This is a genomic window from Vibrio profundum (genome assembly GCF_050337555.1).
In the GTDB taxonomy this organism is placed as follows: Bacteria; Pseudomonadota; Gammaproteobacteria; order Enterobacterales; family Vibrionaceae; genus Vibrio; species Vibrio profundum.
In genome coordinates this window covers 43,081-60,675 of sequence record NZ_JAKJTA010000022.1, presented here as the reverse complement: position 1 = coordinate 60,675, position 17,595 = coordinate 43,081, and the positions used below count along the sequence as shown (strand labels likewise).

At 44.9% G+C, this 17,595-nt stretch carries 19 protein-coding genes; 5 read left to right on the top strand and 14 right to left on the bottom strand.

The genetic code is table 11. From position 1 onward, the window contains the following. Nucleotides 1-566: 566 nt before the first annotated feature. From L4C34_RS17775 to dusA, 7 genes are all read right to left on the bottom strand, one after another. Complete coding sequence (locus L4C34_RS17775) at nucleotides 567-1,340, bottom strand: phosphoadenylyl-sulfate reductase (protein ID WP_428790671.1); 774 nt, start codon at nucleotides 1,338-1,340, stop codon at nucleotides 567-569. Then, nucleotides 1,333-3,060 carry an assimilatory sulfite reductase (NADPH) hemoprotein subunit gene (gene cysI / locus L4C34_RS17770; RefSeq protein WP_428790670.1) on the bottom strand — a complete coding sequence of 576 codons (1,728 nt, stop codon included), beginning with the start codon at nucleotides 3,058-3,060 and terminating at the stop codon, nucleotides 1,333-1,335. The genes L4C34_RS17775 and cysI overlap by 8 nt, the downstream gene beginning before the upstream one ends. Next, a complete protein-coding gene (locus L4C34_RS17765; RefSeq protein WP_428790669.1) occupies nucleotides 3,060-4,913 on the bottom strand; it encodes an assimilatory sulfite reductase (NADPH) flavoprotein subunit in 1,854 nt (617 codons plus the stop codon). Before L4C34_RS17765 ends, cysI begins: the two co-directional genes overlap by 1 nt. A gap of 127 nt (nucleotides 4,914-5,040) precedes the next feature. Next, nucleotides 5,041-5,271 (bottom strand): hypothetical protein, encoded by a 231-nt coding sequence (locus L4C34_RS17760; protein WP_428790668.1) that lies wholly within the window; start codon nucleotides 5,269-5,271, stop codon nucleotides 5,041-5,043. Between the two features lie 140 nt (nucleotides 5,272-5,411). Beyond that, nucleotides 5,412-6,086 (bottom strand): TIGR04219 family outer membrane beta-barrel protein, encoded by a 675-nt coding sequence (locus tag L4C34_RS17755; protein WP_428790667.1) that lies wholly within the window; start codon nucleotides 6,084-6,086, stop codon nucleotides 5,412-5,414. A 108-nt stretch (nucleotides 6,087-6,194) separates the two neighbouring features. Next, on the bottom strand, nucleotides 6,195-6,398 hold the full coding sequence (locus L4C34_RS17750) for an envelope stress response protein PspG (RefSeq protein WP_428790666.1): 204 nt from the start codon (nucleotides 6,396-6,398) through the stop codon (nucleotides 6,195-6,197). 165 nt (nucleotides 6,399-6,563) lie between these two features. Further along, complete coding sequence (dusA, locus tag L4C34_RS17745) at nucleotides 6,564-7,544, bottom strand: tRNA dihydrouridine(20/20a) synthase DusA (protein ID WP_428790675.1); 981 nt, start codon at nucleotides 7,542-7,544, stop codon at nucleotides 6,564-6,566. A gap of 459 nt (nucleotides 7,545-8,003) precedes the next feature. Here dusA and L4C34_RS17740 point away from each other — a divergent pair, with 459 nt between their 5' ends. The 3 genes from L4C34_RS17740 (at nucleotide 8,004) to L4C34_RS17730 (ending at nucleotide 9,650) form a co-directional block, all read left to right on the top strand. Next, nucleotides 8,004-8,546, top strand: coding sequence for a hypothetical protein (locus L4C34_RS17740; protein WP_428790665.1), 543 nt, complete (start codon nucleotides 8,004-8,006; stop codon nucleotides 8,544-8,546). 172 nt (nucleotides 8,547-8,718) lie between these two features. Next, nucleotides 8,719-9,177 carry a zinc uptake transcriptional repressor Zur gene (zur, locus tag L4C34_RS17735; protein ID WP_428790664.1) on the top strand — a complete coding sequence of 153 codons (459 nt, stop codon included), beginning with the start codon at nucleotides 8,719-8,721 and terminating at the stop codon, nucleotides 9,175-9,177. 11 nt (nucleotides 9,178-9,188) lie between these two features. Then, nucleotides 9,189-9,650: a chemotaxis protein CheX gene (locus L4C34_RS17730; RefSeq protein WP_428790663.1), complete on the top strand. Its 462-nt coding sequence runs from the start codon at nucleotides 9,189-9,191 to the stop codon at nucleotides 9,648-9,650. Nucleotides 9,651-9,745: 95 nt separating this feature from the next. Here L4C34_RS17730 and pgi read toward each other — a convergent pair whose 3' ends face one another. Next, nucleotides 9,746-11,398 (bottom strand): glucose-6-phosphate isomerase, encoded by a 1,653-nt coding sequence (pgi, locus tag L4C34_RS17725; protein ID WP_428790662.1) that lies wholly within the window; start codon nucleotides 11,396-11,398, stop codon nucleotides 9,746-9,748. A gap of 287 nt (nucleotides 11,399-11,685) precedes the next feature. Here pgi and L4C34_RS17720 point away from each other — a divergent pair, with 287 nt between their 5' ends. After that, nucleotides 11,686-12,105 (top strand): secondary thiamine-phosphate synthase enzyme YjbQ, encoded by a 420-nt coding sequence (locus L4C34_RS17720; protein WP_428790661.1) that lies wholly within the window; start codon nucleotides 11,686-11,688, stop codon nucleotides 12,103-12,105. Nucleotides 12,106-12,138: 33 nt separating this feature from the next. Here the strand turns inward: L4C34_RS17720 and alr are convergent, their stop codons facing one another. Then, a complete protein-coding gene (gene alr, locus L4C34_RS17715; protein WP_428790660.1) occupies nucleotides 12,139-13,257 on the bottom strand; it encodes an alanine racemase in 1,119 nt (372 codons plus the stop codon). Further along, nucleotides 13,229-14,635: a replicative DNA helicase gene (locus L4C34_RS17710; RefSeq protein ID WP_428790659.1), complete on the bottom strand. Its 1,407-nt coding sequence runs from the start codon at nucleotides 14,633-14,635 to the stop codon at nucleotides 13,229-13,231. The genes alr and L4C34_RS17710 overlap by 29 nt, the downstream gene beginning before the upstream one ends. Nucleotides 14,636-14,805: 170 nt before the next feature. On the opposite strand from L4C34_RS17710, the gene L4C34_RS17705 reads away from it, so the two are divergent. Then, nucleotides 14,806-15,573 (top strand): DUF481 domain-containing protein, encoded by a 768-nt coding sequence (locus L4C34_RS17705; protein ID WP_428790658.1) that lies wholly within the window; start codon nucleotides 14,806-14,808, stop codon nucleotides 15,571-15,573. 68 nt (nucleotides 15,574-15,641) lie between these two features. Here L4C34_RS17705 and rplI read toward each other — a convergent pair whose 3' ends face one another. The 4 genes from rplI to bfr form a co-directional block, all read right to left on the bottom strand. Continuing rightward, on the bottom strand, nucleotides 15,642-16,094 hold the full coding sequence (gene rplI / locus L4C34_RS17700; protein WP_428790657.1) for a 50S ribosomal protein L9: 453 nt from the start codon (nucleotides 16,092-16,094) through the stop codon (nucleotides 15,642-15,644). 33 nt (nucleotides 16,095-16,127) lie between these two features. Next, complete coding sequence (gene rpsR, locus L4C34_RS17695; RefSeq protein ID WP_000090472.1) at nucleotides 16,128-16,355, bottom strand: 30S ribosomal protein S18; 228 nt, start codon at nucleotides 16,353-16,355, stop codon at nucleotides 16,128-16,130. 117 nt (nucleotides 16,356-16,472) lie between these two features. Beyond that, the gene (gene rpsF, locus L4C34_RS17690; protein ID WP_428790656.1) at nucleotides 16,473-16,874 is read right to left on the bottom strand and encodes a 30S ribosomal protein S6; all 402 of its coding nucleotides are present in this window, start codon (nucleotides 16,872-16,874) and stop codon (nucleotides 16,473-16,475) included. 216 nt (nucleotides 16,875-17,090) lie between these two features. Further along, nucleotides 17,091-17,570: a bacterioferritin gene (gene bfr, locus L4C34_RS17685; RefSeq protein WP_428790655.1), complete on the bottom strand. Its 480-nt coding sequence runs from the start codon at nucleotides 17,568-17,570 to the stop codon at nucleotides 17,091-17,093. Nucleotides 17,571-17,595: the final 25 nt, after the last annotated feature.

Sequence of the window (17,595 nt, the reverse complement as noted above, 5' to 3'; positions counted from 1 at the left end):
GTTCATTGATACCTAAAGTGCTTCTAAGAAGCTGCTTGACCGCTCTTTATAAAAAGAACAGAAAAGCCTTTGGATTATCATCAACGAGTGCCCACACAGATTGATAGGTTTAAATTGTTAAAGAGCTTTGCTTTTAAAGCGCTTCTTTCAGAAGCTCTCTCAAGCGGACGGCCATTTTAGCGAGTTAAGTTTGAGTGTCAACCACTTTTTCAAAACTTTATTAAGCACTTGGCTTCGCTAGATGACCTTGCTAACTCGTTCTTTATTCTCAGCTAAAAAGCGTTGAAGCCTTCCCGTGTCAGCGAGGGTGCATTATAGAGATCGGTTGCTGATTGGCAAGTGTTATTTATGAAAAAGTGTAAAAATAAGCTTTAGCCGGCCAAATTATCCCCAAAGGCCAATTTATCCAAACTTACCAATAGCTACAGCACACCTTATCCACAAACTTGCTCACAATTGGCTGCTTTTAGTACTGTTCGGAAGTCACAAACCCACTTTCATCACCGACATCATGGTTCCACTTCTCGTATCTATAGCGTTTGCTCTACATTGGATAGCAGAGACAGTTAAATCCCAGATCCATCCGCTTCATCATCTTCATGTAAACCGCACTCTCGCTTCAAACCGAAAAAGCGCGTTTCCTCATGTTTCATTCCAGACTGCCATTTGGCTGTAGTGTGGGTGTCACCGATCGAAGTGTACCCCAAGTTACTGAGCGGATGATGTGGCAATTTTTTCTGATCCATATAAGACGCTACCGCCAGCTCTGACCAATCGACAATCGGTAGGAACTTAAACACTTTATTCTGGATCGACAAGATCGGCAGAGCATTTCGGCTAGACGACTGCTCTCTTCTTAAACCAGAAAACCACGTTCCGACTGCGAGCTCACGTAGCGCTCGACGCATTGGTTCAACTTTATTGATCTCATTATATCGGGTTATTCCATCTATACCTTGTTCCCACAGCTTGCCATATCGAGCTTCTTGCCATTGTGGGCTTTGATGAGCACGATACACTTTTACATTAAGATCCATGGATTGCTCAAGCTGGTCAATAAATTGGTAGGTCTCTCGGAATAGGTACCCTGTATCGGTCAATACAATAGGTATAGTTGGCTCTACTGAAGTAGCGAGATGCAACATAACCGCCGATTGCAGCCCAAAGCTTGAGGACAGTACATGGTTTCCCTCGATATTCTCCATCCCCCAGCGAATCCGTTCTATAGCGGGTAGCTGTTCCAGCATGTTGTTCAATGCAGCCAATTGCATTGAACGTTCTACGCTATTGAGATCAAGTAGACTGGCTAACTTAGGAGCCCTAGTCGATAGGCTAAGCATAGAAGTCCCTCACTGATATAAGTACTTCATCAACAACGCCAACTCGTACCACAAAGTCTCCAAAGGCCTCGCCATCCCTCCTTGATTGTGACCAGCGAGCGACTAAGTTATCTATCTCCGTGAGGATTTGCTCGACACTGATGTTTTCCTTATACATCTTGGGCACACGTGTGCCAGCTTTGTTACCACCCAAATGTAGGTTATATCTTCCTGGAGCTTTCCCCACTAACCCAATCTCAGCGAGCATGGCTCGCCCACACCCATTTGGACACCCGGTGACTCGAGTAATAATACTATCGCTCGCTGGGAGGTGATGAGATTGAAGTATACTTTCTAGCTTGGTCACAAAGCTGGGTAAGAAGCGCTCGGCTTCTGCCATCGCTAATGGGCAAGTTGGAAATGATACACATGCCATCGAATCTATTCTTTGTTGACTGACGTCATCGGACATCAACTGATGGCTTTTCGCGATTCGCTCAATTTCAGCGACATGGCCTTCAGGCACCCCTGCGACGATCAAATTCTGATTGGCCGTCATACGAAAATCCCCAGTATGCACTTTCGCTATCTTGGCGACGCCCGACTTTAACGCTTTATTTGGAAAATCCAGCAAACGGCCATTTTCAATAAATAACGTGAGATGGTGTTTGCCATCGATCCCTTTTGTCCAGCCAATACGGTCACCACGCTGAGAAAATCGATAAGGCTTACTAGCAGAAAAACGAAGTTCGGCACGTTTTTCTACTTCTTCCTTAAACACCTCAATCCCCACTCTATCTAACGTATATTTGGTCTTAGCATTTTTTCGGTTGGAACGGTTCCCCCAATCTCTCTGTGTCGTTACCACGGCCGATGCCACCTCTAGTACTTTATTTAACGGGACAAAACCAAAATCATCGGCGCAACGCGGATATGTAGAATAATCACCATGTGTCATGGCTAAGCCACCACCAACCAGCACATTGAAGCCCACCAGCTGTCCAGCTTCTGCAATCGCGACAAAATTGAGATCATTCGCATGCACATCGACATCATTAAGCGGCGGGACAACCACCGTTGTCTTAAACTTTCTAGGCAAATAATTCTGACCTAATATCGGTTCTTGATCTGTACTCGACAGTTTCTCGCCATCTAACCAAAGTTCGGCATAAGCATTGGTCTTAGGCAGTAGGTGTTCACTAATCCGTTTGGCCCATTCATAAGCTTGTTGGTGTAACTCAGATTCAATTGGGTTCGAGGTACACAATACATTTCGATTCACATCACCAGCGGTAGCTAGGGAATCAATACCAATACTGTTTAAGGTTTGATGCATTCCTTTGATGTTCGGTTTCAAAACGCCATGAAACTGAAAGGTTTGCCGAGTCGTCAAACGAATGCTGCCATAAAGAGTATTCTCAGTAGCGAATTTATCGATGGCTAACCATTGTTTTGGCGAAATGATTCCGCCCGGCATACGCGCTCTAAGCATCACGTTATGTAGAGGTTCCAGTTTTTGTTTGGTTCGCTCAGCACGTATATCCCGATCATCTTGCTGATACATGCCATGGAAGCGAATCAGTTGGAAATTCTCTGCGCTAAAGCCACCAGTCACTCCGTCCTTTAGATCTTGGGGGATCGTTCCACGTAAATAGTTACTGCTTCTTTTAATTCTTTCATTATCTGATAGCGGCCCAAGTTCCGTACCCAAGACTGGCTGTGGAGATTTTTGTTTATTCATTAATAGACATCCTTCTGATAGCGACCGGTCTTTTTAAGCTCGATGAGATATTGCTCAGATTTTTCCATTGATAATCCCCCCTGAGATGAGCAGATTTCTAGTAAAGCTTGGTGAACGTCCTTCGCCATATGCGTGGCATCTCCACATACATAAAAATAAGCCCCCTGCTCTATCCAGCCCCACACCTCTTCAGCTTGTTCCAATAAACGATGCTGCACATACTGTTTCTCTGGCTGATCACGACTAAAAGCAATATCTAGGCGAGTTAGCAGCCCTTGCTTTTTATATTTCAGCCACTCTGACTGATAAAGGAAATCCTGGGTGAATGTACGGTCGCCAAATATGAGCCAATTTTTTCCTGTTGATCCGCTCTGGTCCCGCTCTTGTAAGAAGCTTCGAAACGGCGCGATACCGGTACCTGGTCCCACCATAATAATTGGAACCTCGTTGTTTGAGGGCAGCTTAAAGTGAGAGTTGCTTTCAACAAAAATCGATACGTGTTGCCCTTCCTCAAGCTGCTGGCACACATAACCGGATGCTCCGCCCACTCTCAATTGTTGGCGATGTGAATACTCCACTAGGCTGACGGTTAAATGCACCTCTTCTTCCACTTCCGCCTGACTGGACGAGATAGAATAGAGCCGAGGAGTTAAACGCCGCAACATGGTACAAAGCTCATCGGCAGATAGGGTCGTTTTTTTCTCAGCTAGCACATCTGCTATTTGCGTTTTAGCGACATAATCGCGTAGCTTTATTTTGTCTTTGAGCAGGTTCTGCAACTTTTTACTGCCTGAGTGCTGTGCAAACTGAGTAACGAATTTAGGGTTTGAAGCGGTAATTTCGTATTTATCGAGTAGTGCGCTGTGAATTGACAGGCTCTCTCCGGATACATCGACGCTTTCTACTCCAGATAAACCGACTTTGGCCAGTATCTCGTTAACCAACTCAGCACGGTTTTGGAACCACACACCCAAGCTATCGCCAGGTTGATAAGCAATGCCAGAACCTTCAAGGTCAATTTCAATATGTCGTACGTCTTTACTAGAGTCGCGCCCAGTGATCTTTTGGTTAGTGAGGAGAACAGCCGAAAATGGTCTTCGTTTATTATAGGTAGGAGCATGACTTACTCCGGAAGATAATGGCAGGGTGACGACTTCCGCTTCGTTGCCCGATAGCTTGTCATGTATTAATTCAAGCGCTCGCTTAGACCAGAGCTCCACTGCGTCATCATAATCGATGTCACAATCCACTCTTTCAATAAACGGTTGTGCCCCTAGCTGTGACAAATATCGGTCAAAGTCTTTGCCTATTTGACAGTAATATTCGTAACTCGAGTCTCCCAATGCAATCACAGCATAATTTAAATTCGGTAATTTGGGCGCTTTCTTGGAACCCAAAAACTCATGCAGCTCGATTGCATTGTCTGGCGCCTCACCCTCACCGTTGGTTGAAGCAACGATGATTAGGTAGGTCAGCTTTTTAAGACGCTTAACATTAAAATCATTCGCGTCGAACACCTCAACCACCAGCCCGAATGATTTCGCCTGCTGAGCTAAGGCCTCAGCTATCCCCTTAGCGTTACCAGTTTGAGAGGCGAAGACTATGGTTAAACTCTGCTCTTCAGGCGTAATTTTTTCTCGATCTAATCCGCTCTCGGCAAATGCACTTTGGTAATCCGATGGTGTTTGATGTAATCCCCACAAATAGCCACTCACCCAAGCTAATTGCTGAGGAGATAATTCAGCGGCGATCTGCTGCAACCTTAGTAGCTGATCTTGACTGAGCGGTGTGGCGAGATCCTTGAGATCTATAGGTGGCTTGCTACCTGGTGACATGTTGGCTAACGACGACATGATTGCTCTATCCCTAATTATTGCGTGAGTTAAGCTTAAACACTCAAGCTAATAACGAGAAAGAATAGAAGAGAATGCTTTATAACGTTTTTGAAGCTAGCATGGGGACAATTGAGATAGAAGCGGGTTACTTGGATTCAATACGAACTTGCTTAAACCCAACCGCCATTGCAGATTTTGACGCCAAGTCGAGATCTCCATAGTGGCACTCTTCGCCATGGTTATCGGTTAAGAGAACAAAGCCCCCTCGCGCATGACGAAATTCAACAATCCAGTTGCCTTCTTCGGCGGAAGGCTCAATGATCGCTTCAACCAGCTGCTCTTCACGAAAAAGACTCTTCAACTCAGTGATAGTCATATTTGGCCACCTACAATCCATTTGCGCCCATAAAGCATGGCCCAAATTAACCAAACTGCTAATTAAAGGGCTCTATTTATAGCTAAACGATATAAACACATTCGATAACAAAAATTTCAGTTTATAGCCAAGGAAGAAAATTAGAAGCTGATCTCAGCACCGATGAAATAACCATCGACTAATACGAGAGATTCAGCCAAACCAGCAGAACTTGGTGTAAGATCACTGAACTCTAGATCTATCACACGATACCCGCCTCGAAAAGACACGGTTGATGAATCAAAAGGAATGTCATAGCGCAGCCCAGCAATAAAATCCGTCGACTTAATGCCGTTCATATTGCCTGCTTCAAACTGCCCCATTAAGCGCAATTGAGTATCTGGGACACGAATATCAGCATAAGAGTAGAGACTAAGTGTGAAGTCATTAAACTTATAAGGTGTTGCACTACTAATGGTTCGATAGCGTGTATCCGTGTATTGAGTTGCCGTTAGCCCCACATCAAAAGTCATCAGATCATGAGTCAATAAGTTGTAATAGAAAGACAAGTCATGCTTATCAAATGCTGCAAATTCACCGCTATCTACTGAAGTGTAACGATAACTCATGTCAGGTAAGGCCGAGCGGCTTGGGTGATACGCCAGATATAAGCTGGGGGCATCGACCCATCCTCGGCGAGTGTGATCGACTTTGGTACTGCCCCACCATATATCGGAGCCAATTTTTATGCTGTGCGGTGAAGCTGCGAAAGCTGAAGGGGTGGCCACACATCCAATCAAGGTGGTGGCTAGCGCTGAGAATATTACTCTATCCATGTGTATACACTCCAACGTCACGTTCAGGGTGCCATTATTTCACCCTAGAGTGTAATACCATATTCCATTTGCTAAACAATGTTTAATCAATCAGTTAACGAACGTGAACTAAGCACGTATCTTGTGTACCACAGCGACGCCAACTAACGCTAAGATTAACCAAGGAAGAACTTTAAACGCAATCCCAATAAAGGCAATTAAAACAGTCACGGCCAAAGCAACACCCATTGCGCTAAACACGGCAATGGTTGTAATGCCCGTAACCATCAAGGTTGCTGCAAACATGAGTACAAAAATAACTTCTAACAACATTGAGATTTCTCCTCATTATTTTGTCCTTGTTATTGCATGAACTACGCCACATACGGATCTAGAAAGGCTAACTCGCTGAATTCAAGGACAATAAAAAAACGAGAATCCAATTAGACTCTCGCTTATCGTTATACGGCGCGGTATTCACCATATTGTTGGCGAATTTTACACATCCAATTCTTGGGGGATCTTAGCTAATGCCGCTTGTACCACTTCAATGCCTGAACCTGGCTTATGTGCGTTTTCACTGATATAACGTCGCCATTGACGAGCACCCGGCATATGTTGAAACAAGCCCAACATATGACGCGTAATATGGCCAAGGTAAGAACCGTTAGAGAGTTGCTGCTCAATATAAGGGTACATTTCTTCGACTATTTGGCGCCGTTTCTTAATTGGCGTATCAAGGCCGAATAATTGGCTATCGACTTCCGCCAAAATATACGGATTTTGATAGGCTTCTCTTCCCACCATGACACCATCAAGATGACCTAAATGCTCAGCACTCTCTTGCAATGTCTTAACCCCACCGTTAACCGCAATAACCAGGTGAGGGAAATCGCGTTTTAACTGATACGCACGATCATAATCTAGTGGTGGAATTTCACGGTTTTCTTTCGGACTCAAACCAGACAACCAAGCTTTACGCGCATGGATAGTAAATTGCTCACAGCCACCTTTCTCAGAAACTGTCGTCACAAAGTCAGTCAAAAATTGATATGAGTCGAGCTCATCAATGCCAATACGAGTCTTGACCGTCACCGGAATATCCACCACGGCGTTCATTTCAGAAATACATTCGGCCACCAATTCTGGGTCAGCCATCAAACAGGCGCCGAAGCGGCCATTTTGTACTCGATCGGAAGGACAACCAACATTTAAGTTAATTTCATCGTAGCCACGCTCTTGTGCCAGCTTCGCACAATGCGCTAAGTCTTTAGGGTTCGAACCGCCTAGCTGTAAAGCGAGTGGGTGCTCCTCTTCGTTATACGCAAGAAAGTCCCCTTTGCCATGAATGATAGCCCCAGTCGTCACCATTTCGGTGTAAAGCAAAGTTTGAGATGACAATAAGCGATGGAAATAGCGACAATGACGATCTGTCCAATCGAGCATGGGTGCGATTGAAAACCGACATGGATGAATTATCGTTGAACTTTGTTCTGGCTCAGCGCTAGGCGCTAATGCGACATTCATACTATCTTGCATCTTACTGGCTCCGCGTAGTGTATTGGGCTCACGATTATCATTAGCAATATTATCTAAAGGCATCTGAGATGAAGTAAACAGGCCCAAAATCAATCACACCTACCCGTTGCATAGTGCCGTCGAGATATAAGAGTGTGAAATGTAAAAAGAGCGCAGATTCTACCTCAAGTTGTGATTAGTCCCAAGTAATAGACAGTAATGTCGCTGAAATATTCACCTCTTGCCCTCCTGATAACCCTCGTTGACTACTCTCATCAACATGATAAACCCGCTATTAGCACACATAAACATTCACCAAGAACCAGCGTTATCAGCCATTAGATAGAAAGTGAAAGCACGGGAACATACAGCTTCTATTTGTGGCGTCACACAACACGCGGATTCATATAAGGAAAGACTATGTTAGATTGGGTTCCTGCCGTCATTTTATTTATTGCGGTTGTCGCATTAAGCAACGCCTGCTTAAAGATATTTGAAATCTATAAAGAACACCGCGCAGCTTCACGCTTTGAAACCGATTTCAAGCACGCCATCACTCAATCCACTCCTGATTGGTCCGACATTAAACACATCGCCGCAACACGAAACTTACCCCTATCCGACGCGATCAGAGTCATCAAAAATTGCCATCGTGATATTTTGGTTGGGAGCAACAAAGGATTGTCTGACGAAAGAGATCTGATCAAAAACTACATTACGCATTTCGAAGAAGAAGAACCTTTCGAAGGTTTGCCAACGGAAATACGCGCTCATCTTGAACGCTTGAGAGCATTACTGAAAGGCAATGAGCAATTGCTCGACCCATTGTCAACACACCTAAAGGAAGTTCTGGATGCCTATAGCAGAAAGCAAACTCAGCAACGTCGATACACAACTGGAGGCTTCGTGATAGGCGTTAGTGGAATCATCGTGGCGGTTCTTCCACACGTAATCACGCTATAAGTGACTCTCTATCAACGCTGTCCAGTCAACGGTGGCTATCGCTTTAGCGAGAAATCAGGTAATTTAAGCACCAAGAATGACAGTTGTAGTTCCGGCGACTTAGGTAATAAATTATTTATCAATGACTAATATCTACCTATAAATAGTATATTATTAAATAAGTCCAAAGGTTATGGTGAGAAGTTTGGACCAACATAAAATAAAACAAGTTGAAGCAATATGTTCTGAGCGCGGTGTGCGATTGACACCACAAAGGCGTCGAGTTTTTGAGTTGATAGACGCCAGAAAAAAGGCCTCAAGTGCCTATGAATTGCTGGAAGAATTAAAAATTAGTGAGCCCCATGCAAAGCCACCAACCGTCTACCGAGCGTTAGATTTCCTGTTGGAGCAAGGGTTCATTCACAGAGTTGAGTCCACCAATAGCTTCATTTCATGTTGTTTCGGTGATGCTGATAAACATTTTTCTCAACTTTTGATTTGCGATGTATGCGGTGATGTTGTTGAGATACAAGATGAAAGTCTTGTATCACAGTTAGAAAAAAATGCAGCGAAACACGGCTATACTATAGCCAATCATGTTATTGAGTCTCATGGTGTCTGCGAACCGTGTTGCTCCAATGTAAGGGACTGAAAAGACATATTATGCGAGCTGAATTTGTAAATCCGTTTCTAGCGTCTTTAATGAACGTCTTAAAAACCATGGCTTCTTTAGAACTCAAACCGCAGAAGCCTCGAGTGAAAAAAGACGAAATTGCCCGTGGAGATGTCTCTGGCTTGATTGGGATGGTCGGTGATAAATCTCGCGGATCCATGTCGATCACGTTTGATGAAAGCCTCGCACTACAAATCATGCAGAATATGCTCGGCGAACGTCCTAACGGCATCAATGAAGAAGTCACGGATATGGTGGGCGAAATCACCAATATGGTAACGGGGGGCGCAAAGCGGATCTTAGCCGAAAGTGGTTTCGACTTTGATATGGCGACCCCGATTATTGTTTCTGGCCGAGGCCATACCATACGTCATAAAACTGAAGGCTCAATCATCATCATGCCGTTTTCATCAGAATGGGGCAACGCGTTTATTGAGATCTGTTTTGAGTAAACGACGTCGATGAACCCACTAAAAAGGCCAGCATTTGCTGGCCTTTTTTATACCCTAACTATCTATATGAATAGCTAAGTAATTCACTAATTAACTTACGCACGATACGCTTTGAATGCGTTAATTAGACCATTGGTTGAACTATCGTGACTCTCTACCTGAGCATTGTCAGCAAGTTCCGGCAAGATTTGGCTGGCCAGTTGCTTACCTAGCTCCACTCCCCACTGATCGAAGCTAAAGATGTTCCAGATAACGCCTTGAACAAAAATCTTATGTTCATACATGGCGATAAGGTTACCCAAAGTACGCGGGGTGATCTGTTTAACCAAAATAGAGTTGGTCGGACGATTACCTTCAAAGACTTTAAAGGAGAGCAGTTCCTCAATTTCTTTCTCAGATTTACCCGATGCCACGAGTTCCGCACGTACTGTTTCTTCCGTTTTACCGAAAGCCAACGCCTCTGTCTGGGCAAAAAAGTTCGACATTAGTTTTGGATGATGGTCACTCACATTATTGTGGCTCAGCGCTGGCGCGATAAAGTCACATGGGATCAACTTGGTACCTTGGTGGATTAATTGATAAAACGCATGTTGACCATTGGTACCCGGCTCACCCCAAATGATTGGGCCTGTTTGATACGTCACCTCTTCACCATTGCGATCGACAGACTTACCATTCGACTCCATATTTCCTTGCTGGAAATAAGCCGCGAAGCGATGCATATACTGATCGTATGGCAAGATTGCTTCAGACTCAGCGCCGTGGAAATTGTTATACCACACGCCAATCAATGCCAAGATGACCGGCACGTTTTGCTCAAATGGTGTCGCAACGAAGTGCTGATCCATTTCATGAGCGCCTTCCAGCAACTCGATAAAGTTGTCGTAACCGACAGCAAGCGCAATAGACAAACCAATCGCTGACCATAAAGAGTAACGGCCGCCAACCCAATCCCAAAACTCAAACATATTCTCGGTATCAATACCGAATTCAGAAACAGATTTCGCGTTAGTCGACAAAGCAGCAAAGTGCTTTGCGACTTGCGTTTCATCTTGCGCTGAAGCTAGGAACCAATCACGAGCAGTGTGTGCATTGGTCATGGTTTCTTGTGTAGTGAACGTTTTTGAAGCTATGAGGAACAGAGTTGTTTCTGGATTCACTTTCTTCAACGTTTCGCTAATGTGCGTACCGTCGACATTAGATACAAAGTGTAAGTTTAAGTGGTTTTTGTATGGTGCAAGAGCTTCTGCCACCATATAAGGCCCAAGATCTGAACCGCCAATACCGATGTTAACAATGTCTGTGATGGCTTTGCCCGTATAACCCTGCCACTCACCGTTGATAACTCGAGTTGTGAATGACTGCATTTTCTCTAACACAGCGTTCACCGCAGGCATCACGTCTTCGCCATCAACAAGAACTGGCGTGTTACTGCGATTACGTAGCGCCGTATGTAATACTGCGCGATCTTCTGTTTGGTTGATCGCATCGCCGTTAAACATAGCATCAATTGCCGCTTTCAATTCTGTTTCATCGGCCAATTGAAATAGGCGCTCAAGCGTCTGCTCGTTGATCAAGTTTTTCGAGTAATCGATAAGGATATCGGAACCAAAACTGGTCGAAAATTTATTAAATCGCTGGCTGTCTTCAGAGAACAGCGCGCTAAGGTCCATATCTTGTGCTGATTCAAAATGCGCCGTAAGTGCTTTCCACGCTTGCGTTTGTGTCGGATTGATATTTTTCAACATGGTAACTATCCCAGTGTTACTGTAGGCTTTATCCTTCTATTCAGAACAAGGTATGTTTTGCATAGAAGGATCGAATATTCATCTCTAGGCAACAAGAAACGACGCAACTTAGAAATCAAATGCGGCTCGTATTCGTAATTTAATTTCACCAACACTGTAAGGCAAAGTACCTAAGTGATGGCAGAACAATCATAGTTGCCAAGGTATTTTACACCTACCGACAAAAAAAATAACATGGCAATTGCTAATAAAAGCTTATTTACCAATATTGCATAGGGAGAGAACGGATGTGGACACAAAAGATGGTAGAGCTCAGCGCCTTTCCGCGTGGCTTTCATCTAATTACTGACGAAATTAAGCAACGTATTCCGGAAATAAATACGCTATCAGTGGGAATATTACACCTTTTTATTCAGCATACCTCCGCCAGTTTAACCATTAATGAAAATGCTGACCCAACCGTACGAGCGGACATGGAGTCGCACTTCAACCAAGCGGTACCTGAGGAGGCGTCCTATTATTTACACACCTATGAAGGGCCAGACGACATGCCCGCTCATATCAAGTCTTCCTTACTCGGCAATAGCTTATCGATCCCGATCTCCAATGGGAAGATGGCGTTAGGTATTTGGCAGGGTATTTATTTAGCGGAGCACCGTAACCACGGTGGGCGACGTCAGATAGTCGTCACTCTCCATGGTGAATAAGTTTCAAAGAGGCTAGACAGGAGAAGGTATCCTCTATCCAAGGTATGTCATGTCTACTCTAGGGGTTAGCTTAGTGACCAGTTCATAGGCAATCGTCCCAACATGCGCTGCCACTTCTTCGGCTGGCAGAGCGCTGCCCCACAATACGGCCTCATCGCCGACCGAATCTTGTGCATCCGGCCCTAAGTCAACAGTCAGCATATCCATAGACACTCGCCCAGCAATTGGCACCTTGCGCCCGTTGACAAGCACTGGCGTACCATTCGGTGCGGTTCTCGGGTAACCATCACCATAACCAATAGCAATCACACCAACCTTAGTGTCTCTAGGGCTAGTCCAAGCGGCGCCATAGCCAACACTTTCTTCGGCCTTAACTGTCCTAACCGCAATAAGGTGAGAGCGTAAAGTCATTAACGGCCGAAAGCCCAACTCACTCGCGGTTTTATCGTTAAAAGGAGAAACGCCATACATGATAATACCCGGTCTAACCCAATCAAGGTGACTTTGTGGCCATGCAAGGATGCCAGCAGATGCAGCCAAAGAGCGTTCCCCTTGCTGTTCAGCAGTCATCGCATGAAAGAGATCAGTCTGCTCACTAGTAATCGAATTGCCCAATTCGTCTGCGCAACCAAAGTGGCTAATAAACTTGAGCGGCTTAGCCACATTCTCGCATCGATTCAGCCTGTCGATAAACTCTTGATAGTCATCAGGCCGAACGCCGAGGCGATGCATACCACTGTCTATTTTCAGCCAGGTTACAACGGGCGTTGACAGTGTTGCTCGTTCCAAAGCGTCAAGCTGTTCAATACAATGCACGACAGTCTGGATATTATTGGTTTCCAAAACAGGTAAATCTTCAGCAGAATAGAATCCTTCGAGCAAGAGAATAGGCTTCACGATACCACTAGCACGAAGTTGCAGAGCTTCTTCAATTCTCGCCACGCCGAATGCATCCGCCAGAGAGGCATGCTTCGCTATATGACGCAAGCCATGTCCATAGGCGTTCGCTTTTACCACCGCCATCACATGACTATTGGGAGCCAGTTGCTTAATCGTTGTCAGGTTGTGCTGCAATGCCGTTAGATCAATACTCGCTGTTGCGGCCTTCATATAGTTCATCGAATTACTCGTCATCAAATGCAGGGCCTGCATAATTATCAAAACGGGAAAACTGCCCTTGAAAAGTCAGTCTCACCGACCCAATAGGGCCATTACGTTGCTTACCAATAATAATCTCCGCAATCCCCTTTAAAGAGCTCTCAGGGTTATACACTTCATCGCGATATATAAACATGATCAAATCAGCATCTTGCTCTATCGAGCCAGATTCACGCAAATCTGAGTTTACCGGACGTTTGTCAGCTCTTTGTTCGAGTGAGCGATTTAACTGCGATAACGCCACCACTGGTACATTGAGTTCTTTGGCCAGTGCTTTTAAAGAACGTGAGATTTCAGCAATTTCTAAGGTGCGGTTATCTGACAAAGCTGGGACACGCATCAGCTGCAAGTAATCGACCATGATCATTGATAACCCGCCGTGCTCACGTGCGATACGTCTCGCTCGCGAACGAATCTCGGTTGGCGTCAAAGCAGAGCTGTCATCGATAAACATATTTTTCTTTTCCATCAACACGCCCATCGTCGATGAAATCCTCGCCCAATCTTCATCATCAAGTTGACCCGTTCGAATTTTGGTTTGGTCTACTCGAGACAACGACGCCAGCATACGCATCATGATTTGATCCGCGGGCATCTCCAATGAAAAGATGAGCACGGGCTTATCTTGATCCATCGCGGCGTTTTCGCACAAGTTCATTGCGAACGTAGTTTTACCCATCGACGGACGCGCAGCCACTATCACCAAATCTGAGCCTTGTAAGCCTGCCGTTTTCTTATTCAGATCGGAAAAGCCTGTATTTACTCCAGTGACGCCATCATGTGGTGTCTTATACAGCAGTTCAATACGCTCTAAGGTGTTCTCTAGTATCTTATCGACGCTTTGCGGGCCCTCATTTTCACTGGTTCGCTCTTCCGCAATGGCAAAGACTTTGCTTTCGGCTAAGTCGAGTAAATCCTCAGAGCTTCTCCCCTGAGGATCGTAACCCGCATCGGCAATTTCATTTGCCACACCAATAAGGTTGCGAACTAAGGCTCGCTCGGCGACAATGTCCGCGTAGGCATTAATATTAGCCGCGCTCGGTGTGTTTTTGGCAAGATCGGCTAGGTAAGCAAAACCACCGACATCATCAAGCTGTTCACGCAGCTCTAGATGCTCAGAAAGAGTGATCAAATCCAACGGTTGGCTTTCTTCAAGGATCTGTTTAACGGCTTCGAAAATGAGTCGGTGTGGCCGACTGTAAAAATCAGAGGCGAGCACGCGTTCAGAAACGGTATCCCAACGTTCATTATCTAGTAATAATCCCCCGATCACCGACTGTTCGGCTTCGAGAGAGTGTGGGGGCATTTTAATTGCGTCCACTTGTGCATCGGATAAATGACGATTAGGTTTTTCTGATTTGGCTTCAGACATGACGGTGCTCAATAACGTTTAGTGTCGTCTATTATAACCAGAAACATGCGTTTGTAATATATTTGGAAAGTTTTGTTGCCCCCCCGGTGAGAATTTACCCTCGCTTGACTAACGACAAGGTTCTCCGCTTTAGCATGCAGCGTTTATGCGAATTAAGAATGAGGAAATGAGTGGCTAACTATTGGATTCTAAGTCTTGGTGTACTGGGCGCCTTTGCAGCCCATGCAGATGAATTAGCCACCAAGCCTGTGGATATAGAGATTCCATCCCCATGGAAAACCGATGTGGAATTTGGCTATCAAAAGTATATCGGTAATACCAATTCAGAATCACTCAATACAAAATTGGGCGGTGAATATACGTCTGGCCGTTGGCGCTCTAGTGCTAGCTGGGCATATTACTTAAAATATGAAGATGGGATTGAAGATAAGCGTCAATCCACGTATACCGCGCAAAGTGACTATAAACTGGGGCTGAAATCGTATCTATACGGAAGCTTTAAAGGGACTGACGCTCGCTACAGCGCTTACTTCAAAGACTATACAGTCTCAAGTGGTTTGGGTTACCAACTGGTTAATACCGAAGACTATTTAATCGAATTAGAAGCGGGGCCGGGTTATCGCTATCAAGAGCCCAATGTTGATGAAATAGGCTCAAGCGATCTTATTTTCCCCGACAGAGTGGAAGAGCCCATTTTCCGAGTGAATGCGAATACCAGCTGGCAAGCATTGAAAAACCTCAAATTAGCCGCCAATGTCACCGTGGTAACGGGTCAAAGCAGTACCAGTCTTGATACCGAGTTAAGTGCTATTCATAATATTACCCAGCACATTGCCTTGAAAATCAACCACAGTCGACAGTACCACTCGCGTGTACCTGAGGGCCTGAGTAAAGCGGACAGTATCTTCAGCGTCAATTTGGCCTTCGCCTTTCAATAGGTTTCGCTTTCTTGCAGGCAAAAAAAAAGCACTAGCCGAAGCTAGTGCTTTTTATTTTGATGCTGAAATTACTCAGCAGCAACAACTTGTAGAGCAACTGTTGCGAATACTTCAGAGTGAAGCTGAACGCTAATTTCGAATTCACCAGTGTTGCGTAGAGCACCTTCTGGTAAACGAACTTCGCTTTTAGCTACTGTAACGCCAGCAGCAGTAATTGCTTCAGCGATGTCACGAGTACCTACAGAACCGAACAGTTTGCCTTCATCACCGGCTTTAGATGCGATAACAACCGCTTCTAGAGCACTTACTTTGTCAGCACGAGCAGATGCAGCTGTTAGTTGCTCAGCAACTTTCGCTTCTAGCTCTGCACGGCGTGATTCAAACATTTCTACGTTAGCTTTAGTTGCCATAACTGCTTTACCCTGAGGGATAAGGAAGTTACGAGCATAACCAGATTTAACGTTAGCAGTGTCGCCAAGGCCACCTAGGTTACCGATTTTATCAAGTAGAATAACTTGCATTGATTAATCCTCTTTCTTAATAAAACGTACCGATTACTGATGCTTATCAGTGTACGGTAGTAGTGCTAGGTAACGAGAACGCTTGATTGCGCGAGCTAGCTGACGCTGGTATTTAGCACTTGTGCCAGTGATACGGCTAGGTACAATTTTACCAGCTTCTGTGATGTAGTTTTTAAGAGTTGCTACGTCTTTGTAATCAATCTCTTGTACGCCTTCTGCAGTAAAACGGCAGAATTTACGACGACGGAAGAAACGAGCCATGGGCTATCTCCTGATCTTAAATTTGAGTAAAGTTTCAGTCTGTACATTTACCTAACAAGCTGCATAAGCAGTAGTGCTTCGGAATGTGCACAGACTGGGCACTAATCTGAGTAATAATTACTCAGCAGCAGCTTCTGGCTTAGCTTCAGTACGCTCTTCGCGACGTGGAGCACGGTCATCAGAACGTGGAGCACGTTCTTCTTTCTGCTTCAGCATGATAGATTGCTCTGTCACAGCTGCTTTAGTACGCATGATCATGTTACGTAGAACTGCATCGTTGAAACGGAAAGCAGTTTCCAACTCATCGATTACAGCTTGGCCAGCTTCAACGTTCATAAGAACGTAGTGAGCTTTGTGAAGCTTGTTGATTGGGTAAGCCATTTGACGGCGGCCCCAGTCTTCTAGACGGTGGATAGTACCGCCAGCTTCAGTGATAGAACCAGTGTAACGCTCGATCATGCCAGCAACTTGCTCGCTTTGATCAGGGTGCACCATGAATACGATTTCGTAATGACGCATGTTTGCTCCTTACGGATTGTTCAGCTTCCACAGTTGGCCCGGTCGTCCAGAGGAAGCAAGGAACTAAAAAAAAAGTGACCGAGAATTAGGGAGGCAAATGGTATAGAATTACAGCGCAGGAAGCAAGAGGAATATCGGGAAAGAAGCGTCTTAAATGTAGCTTTCTATTTGGGGGAATCGGGCCGGTCTTAAATTCGGCCCATGCAATCAGAGAGATTAGTCATCTTCATCGACAAACTGCGCCTGAAGGTAATTTTCAATCCCAGTCATTTCAATCAAACCAAGCTGAGTTTCCAACCAATCTACGTGCTCCTCTTCATCTTCCAAAATATCTTGGAATAAGTCGCGAGAAACATAATCACGCACGCTTTCCGCATAAGCGATAGCGTCACGTAAATCAGGGATTGCTGCCATTTCTAGTTTGAGATCGCACTCAATCATCTCTTTTGCATCTTCGCCAATCATCAGCTTACCGAGATCTTGAAGATTAGGCAGGCCTTCAAGGAACAGAATTCGCTCGACCAATTCATCGGCATGCTTCATCTCATCGATAGATTCGTGATATTCCTTGTCTGCCAAATGTTTTAAACCCCAGTCTTTATACATGCGGGCATGCAAAAAATACTGGTTGATTGCAACTAGCTCATTGGCCAAAATCTTATTAAGGTGTTGAATTATAACAGGATCGCCTTTCATCGTTACCTCGACTCTTCTTCTGGGA

Excerpts from the sequence above, each read along its gene's own strand:
- rplI (WP_428790657.1), bottom strand. The coding sequence starts at position 16,094 with ATGCAAGTTATTCTACTTGATAAAATCGGTAACCTAGGTGGCCTTGGC.
- L4C34_RS17750 (WP_428790666.1), bottom strand. The coding sequence starts at position 6,398 with ATGTTGTTAGAAGTTATTTTTGTACTCATGTTTGCAGCAACCTTGATG.
- pgi (WP_428790662.1), bottom strand. The coding sequence starts at position 11,398 with ATGTTGAAAAATATCAATCCGACACAAACGCAAGCGTGGAAAGCACTT.
- L4C34_RS17710 (WP_428790659.1), bottom strand. The coding sequence starts at position 14,635 with ATGTCTGAAGCCAAATCAGAAAAACCTAATCGTCATTTATCCGATGCA.
- L4C34_RS17730 (WP_428790663.1), top strand. The coding sequence starts at position 9,189 with ATGCGAGCTGAATTTGTAAATCCGTTTCTAGCGTCTTTAATGAACGTC.
- cysI (WP_428790670.1), bottom strand. The coding sequence starts at position 3,060 with ATGAATAAACAAAAATCTCCACAGCCAGTCTTGGGTACGGAACTTGGG.
- rpsR (WP_000090472.1), bottom strand. The coding sequence starts at position 16,355 with ATGGCTCGTTTCTTCCGTCGTCGTAAATTCTGCCGTTTTACTGCAGAA.
- L4C34_RS17755 (WP_428790667.1), bottom strand. The coding sequence starts at position 6,086 with ATGGATAGAGTAATATTCTCAGCGCTAGCCACCACCTTGATTGGATGT.
- bfr (WP_428790655.1), bottom strand. The coding sequence starts at position 17,570 with ATGAAAGGCGATCCTGTTATAATTCAACACCTTAATAAGATTTTGGCC.
- L4C34_RS17720 (WP_428790661.1), top strand. The coding sequence starts at position 11,686 with ATGTGGACACAAAAGATGGTAGAGCTCAGCGCCTTTCCGCGTGGCTTT.
- alr (WP_428790660.1), bottom strand. The coding sequence starts at position 13,257 with ATGCAGGCCCTGCATTTGATGACGAGTAATTCGATGAACTATATGAAG.
- L4C34_RS17760 (WP_428790668.1), bottom strand. The coding sequence starts at position 5,271 with ATGACTATCACTGAGTTGAAGAGTCTTTTTCGTGAAGAGCAGCTGGTT.
- L4C34_RS17765 (WP_428790669.1), bottom strand. The coding sequence starts at position 4,913 with ATGTCGTCGTTAGCCAACATGTCACCAGGTAGCAAGCCACCTATAGAT.
- rpsF (WP_428790656.1), bottom strand. The coding sequence starts at position 16,874 with ATGCGTCATTACGAAATCGTATTCATGGTGCACCCTGATCAAAGCGAG.
- zur (WP_428790664.1), top strand. The coding sequence starts at position 8,719 with ATGGTGAGAAGTTTGGACCAACATAAAATAAAACAAGTTGAAGCAATA.
- L4C34_RS17775 (WP_428790671.1), bottom strand. The coding sequence starts at position 1,340 with ATGCTTAGCCTATCGACTAGGGCTCCTAAGTTAGCCAGTCTACTTGAT.
- L4C34_RS17740 (WP_428790665.1), top strand. The coding sequence starts at position 8,004 with ATGTTAGATTGGGTTCCTGCCGTCATTTTATTTATTGCGGTTGTCGCA.